This is a genomic window from Frankia tisae (assembly GCF_025403405.1).
In the GTDB taxonomy this organism is placed as follows: domain Bacteria; phylum Actinomycetota; class Actinomycetes; order Frankiales; family Frankiaceae; genus Frankia; species Frankia tisai.
In genome coordinates this window covers 1-4,423 of record NZ_JANEZT010000465.1, presented here as the reverse complement: position 1 = coordinate 4,423, position 4,423 = coordinate 1, and the positions used below count along the sequence as shown (strand labels likewise).

Here is a 4,423-nt window from a genome sequence, read left to right as displayed (position 1 = left end):
GCCGGGGGTTCCGCGCGCTCGCGCAGCGCACGGGGGGTGACGAACGAGACGAGCCGGGTCGAGTCCTGGCCGAGCTCGGCCCACCGCGGCACGGCCAGGTCCTCGACGGCGAGCGCGGCGGTCGGGAAGGTCGGGATCCGGAGCCGCTCGCCGGGGGCGAGCAGGGCCACGGCGAGCGTGTGGATGCCGGGATTGTGCCCCACGAGCAGGACACTCGGCACCCCGTCGTCGATCTCGTGCAACCGTTCCAGCAGGGCCTGCGCTTCGGCCAGGTAGAGGCGGTCCTCGACCAGCACCGGCACGTCCGCGGGCAGCGCCGAGGCGATGCCTTCGACGGTCTGCCTGGTCCGCAGGGCGGCCGAGCACAGGATGAGATCGGGGGCCAGTCTGTGGTCGGCGAGGTGGCGGGTGATGAGCCGGCAGCCGCGGCGACCGGCGTCGGACAGCGGCCGGTCGATGTCGGGGGTGGATCCGTCGGCCCAGTCGGACTTGGCGTGGCGGAGCAACAGCAACCGGTGGGGCGGCCTCACCGGACACCGCCGAGTGACGTGATACCGAACGTGGAAAACATGGCTGCACTCGCATTCCAGCACACGGCCGCGTCGAGCGGTTCAGGAATGCGGAAATATACCAGCTGGGGAATGCGCCGAAGTCCGCACGCACGCTAGTTCGGGCGGGCTCGACGCGACCCTCGACGGCGAACGGCCCGACCCCGGGCCGGGATCGGGCCGTTCGCCGAGGGTGTCTTCGTGGGTCAGCTGGCGACCGAGGCCGACAGCAGCAGGCGGTCGGCGAACACCAGCGCGTCCTCGGCGCTCAGGCGGCCACGCGGCACGACGGTGGCGCGTTCGTCCGAGGTCAGCCCACCCCACACTCCATGCTCCTCCTGCCGGAAGATCGCGGTGGCCAGGCAGGGACGCTGCACCGGGCACTCGGAGCAGATCTTGCGGGCGCGGATTTCGGCGGCGGCCCGGGCCTTGGTGTTGCGGCCGTCGGGGGGGAAGAACGCGTCCGGATCGCCGTCGCGGCAGGCCGCATCCTGACGCCAGTACGCGGGCCATCCGGCCCCGAACGGCTGCGGCGGCAGATCACGACCGGGAAGAACGGGTACGCCGGCGCTCATCGGGCTTCACCGCTGACGCAGACGCAGGGATACGTGGCGAACAGGAAACTGAGTGCGGCGGAGCTTCGGACAGATAGCACGCTGGGCTGACTGGGCATACCGTCTCCTGCTGACGTTGCAAAGGCGGACACATGCTTTGCAGACCGCCAAATCCGGCGTAGCGCGACACCCCAGACAGGCAGGTCAACCTTCTTGCGGCGAGAAGCCCCCTGGGGTTCCCGGGAGGAATCCGCCGACGGCGCCATTTGCTTGGCGTACCGGGGGCGGGTTCCACTCGGAAACGATCCCGTCTCGTCTCGTTAACCGAGGAACGTAGACGTCTCTCAACCGGATAGCAAGGGTTCCGGAACGCGGACGTCCGGAGTGCTCCGGTGGATCGTCCGGGGGCGCATCGGGGCACCGTCCGCAGGGCCCGTGTCGCCTCGGCCCGAGCTCGATGATCTCTGGGGGAGTGGCGGCTGCATGCCGGCCGGCGTGTGCCGTCGGGGCTGGAATCGTTGGTGGACAGCGGAAACGGGCGTCGGGGAGATCACTGTCGGGTGGCCGACTCGGGCCACGGGGGCCCCCGTCGAGCGGCCTACGATCACCGATCCAGCGCCGCGCGCGGCCGGGTTGCGGGCAGATGACGAACGGGGGCACCCCGTTCGGGTGGCGCCGTCAGGCCGGATTCGGCCGCGAAATGTGCGCAGAACCACATTCGACGCCTTTGCTGGTGCAAGTGCCGTGAACGTGGCTCGGGGTAAGCGAGCGGACCGGGTGGCGTGCCGCCGGGTGGGGCGAGCGGTGCCGGCCGGTCACGCACCGCCGCGGGTTGGTAGGCCAGCAGTGGCCCAGGCGTGGTATCCACCGATCACATCGGTGGCTCGCCACAGGCCGAGCTGGCGCAGCGCATCGGCCGCCAGGCTCGAGGTGTAGCCCTCGGAACAGATCACGATGACCTGAAGGTCGTCACCGGTCGCGATCGGCAGCCGGGCGTCGCTGGTGGGGTCGAAGCGCCATTCGAGCACGTTGCGTTCGACGATCACAGCCTCGGGGATCTCCCCCTCCGCGGCCCGTTGGGCGGCCGGCCGAATGTCGACGAGGACGCTGCCCGGCTCCTCGGCCAGGGCCCGCGCCGCCTCGACGGGCTCGAGGCGGCGCAGCCGGGAACGGGCCGCGGCGAGCAGCGCGTCGATCCGGCTCGCGCCGGCAGTCATCGCGTGGCGCCAGCGCCGGCGGCGACGTCCTGCCCGGCGTGGGCCGCCACGGCTGTCATGGGGACGGCTGTCATGGGGACGGCCGTCCCGATGACGGCGCGCACGTCGGCGTCGCTCTGCGCCGGGGCGAAGCGCATCGGCAGCTCCGGCGGGGAGTAGGCGTGGATTGTCGTGGCGACCTCCAGCCCGCGGTTGGCGACCCGGTGCACGTGCGCCGCGCCGAAACCGACGGCGGCGCCGGTGACGTGCTCGCGGACCCGTGTGATCGCCCAGTTCCGGTCGTACCGGTCCTCTTCGACGCGGCCCTCGGCGACCGCCATCGCTCCCAGCGCGCCCCCATGGTCGTGCACCTCGGTCTGCTGCCCCGGGTACCACCCGATCAACCACACCTCGACCGTCGCGGACAGTAGCAGCCGGGTGTACCAGCGGCGGTCGGGCCGGTGGTGGATCACCGGACGCCAGATCCGCGGCACCCCGGCGAGGGCGGCGGTCAGATCCCGCAGCGTCGCCAGGTCGACGGTGCCCGGCTCGTCGCTGAGGCACTCGGTCGGCACGAAGGGTTCGACGTGGCGGGCCGGGTCGGCGACGAGCGCCGGGTGCAGAAGAGGCACGGGGACTCCCAGAACGGTGGAGGCGAGCGATGCCACCGTGGCGGCCGGGAGGAGGACGGCCGGCAGGAGGCAGAGAAGCGCGGGGGCGGCCGTTCACCCCGGTGGGACGCCGCGACCGGGCGGCGGGGCGCGCTCGGGAGCGCACGGGGAGCGTTCGGCCGGACCCGACGCGGTGCGGGACCGGAAGGCGGACGGGGCTGGGGCGCGCCAGTCCGCCGGTGAGGGCACGGCAGGGCGGCGACGGGACTCGTCAGCCGACCCGCCGGGCGGCGGCGACGAGGCGCCTCAGACCCGCCCGGTACACGCCGCGCTGACGGCCCGACCCAGGTCCGTCACGCGATCGCGATGCAGGAAGAGGTGCAGCACTGCCATGCAGCACACTGTACTTCTGGTCGCGGCCACGCTCCACGTTGCGCGACGGCGGACCACGTCGTGTCTGCGACGGCGCGGCGGACCCGGGCGCCGGCGGCGGAAGGGACCCGGGCCGCCGCGGCAGGTGTTCCCCGAAATCGCGCTGGTGGATATTCTGCACGCCACAGTGATCCCACCTTCGGGTGACCGCTCTTCGCCGGGGGGTCCGACAGGGAACCGGGCGGAGCGAGGAGGAATCACCCGCGATGACCGTTGTGCCCTCCGATGAGTGAATCGCCGGCCCTGGTCGGTCCTTCGTCACTCGATGAGCTGCGTACCCGCCTGTCCGCGCAGGTCGACGCGGTGGCGTCGACGCAGTCGCGGATGCAGGGCCTGCTCGACGCGGTGGTCGACGTCGCCCGGGAACTGAGCCTGCCGGTCACGCTGCGCCGCATCGCGCAGGCGGCCAGCCAGCTCGTCGACGCCGAGTACGGTGCCCTCGGGGTCATCGGCGAGGCCGGCGAGATCACCGAACTCATCCACGTCGGGTTCGCCGAGGGTGTGCCCGCGATGATCGGCCGGCTGCCGCTGGGGCGCGGGCTGATCGGGGAGAGCCTGCGCAGTCCCCGACCGCTGCGGGTCCCCGATGCCACGCGCGATCCGGCCGCCGTCGGGTTCCCCCCGGGCCGTCCCCGATTCGACACCTTCCTCAACGTCCCGATCGTGGTGCGGGGAGAGGCGTTCGGCACCCTGTTCCTCGGGGCGAAGCACGGCGGCGGCGAGTTCACCCTGGAGGACGAGAGTCTGGCCAGCGCGCTGGCCGCCGCGGTCGGCTTCGCGATCGAGAATGCCCGCCTGTACGAGGCGACGCGGCGCCGCCAGGCCTGGCTGGCCGCCAGCGCTGAGATCACCACGGCGCTGCTGTCGGTGGCCGAACCCGAACAGGCCCTCGAGCTGGTGGCGCGCCGTGCCCGGCAGGCGACCGCCGCCCGCCTCGCGGCGATCCTCGTCCCCGACGCCGCCGGGCTGGTCGTCGGGGTGGTGGACGGATCGGGACAGGAGCACCTGCGCGGCCGGGTCTTCACCGACAACGAGCGGATGACCGAGGCGATGCGCACCGGGCGAGCCGTGCTGGTCGGCGC

The 4,423-nt window shown here is 72.6% G+C and carries 5 protein-coding genes; 1 reads left to right on the top strand and 4 read right to left on the bottom strand.

Features of this window, described 5'->3' with window-relative positions; genetic code table 11:
• The 4 genes from NBZ85_RS28150 to NBZ85_RS28135 form a co-directional block, all read right to left on the bottom strand.
• Nucleotides 1-530: SixA phosphatase family protein (locus NBZ85_RS28150; protein WP_261563001.1), on the bottom strand; the 530-nt coding region annotated here is incomplete at its 3' end.
• Nucleotides 531-754: 224 nt separating this feature from the next.
• Complete coding sequence (locus tag NBZ85_RS28145; RefSeq protein WP_261557975.1) at nt 755-1,123, bottom strand: WhiB family transcriptional regulator; 369 nt, start codon at nt 1,121-1,123, stop codon at nt 755-757.
• A 794-nt stretch (nt 1,124-1,917) separates the two neighbouring features.
• Entirely contained in the window at nt 1,918-2,319 is a 402-nt protein-coding gene (locus tag NBZ85_RS28140) for a rhodanese-like domain-containing protein (RefSeq protein ID WP_261557976.1), read from the bottom strand.
• On the bottom strand, nt 2,316-2,930 hold the full coding sequence (locus tag NBZ85_RS28135; protein WP_261557977.1) for a cysteine dioxygenase: 615 nt from the start codon (nt 2,928-2,930) through the stop codon (nt 2,316-2,318). Before NBZ85_RS28135 ends, NBZ85_RS28140 begins: the two co-directional genes overlap by 4 nt.
• 636 nt (nt 2,931-3,566) lie before the next feature.
• Here NBZ85_RS28135 and NBZ85_RS28130 point away from each other — a divergent pair.
• Nucleotides 3,567-4,423: GAF domain-containing protein (locus NBZ85_RS28130; RefSeq protein WP_261562999.1), on the top strand; the 857-nt coding region annotated here is incomplete at its 3' end.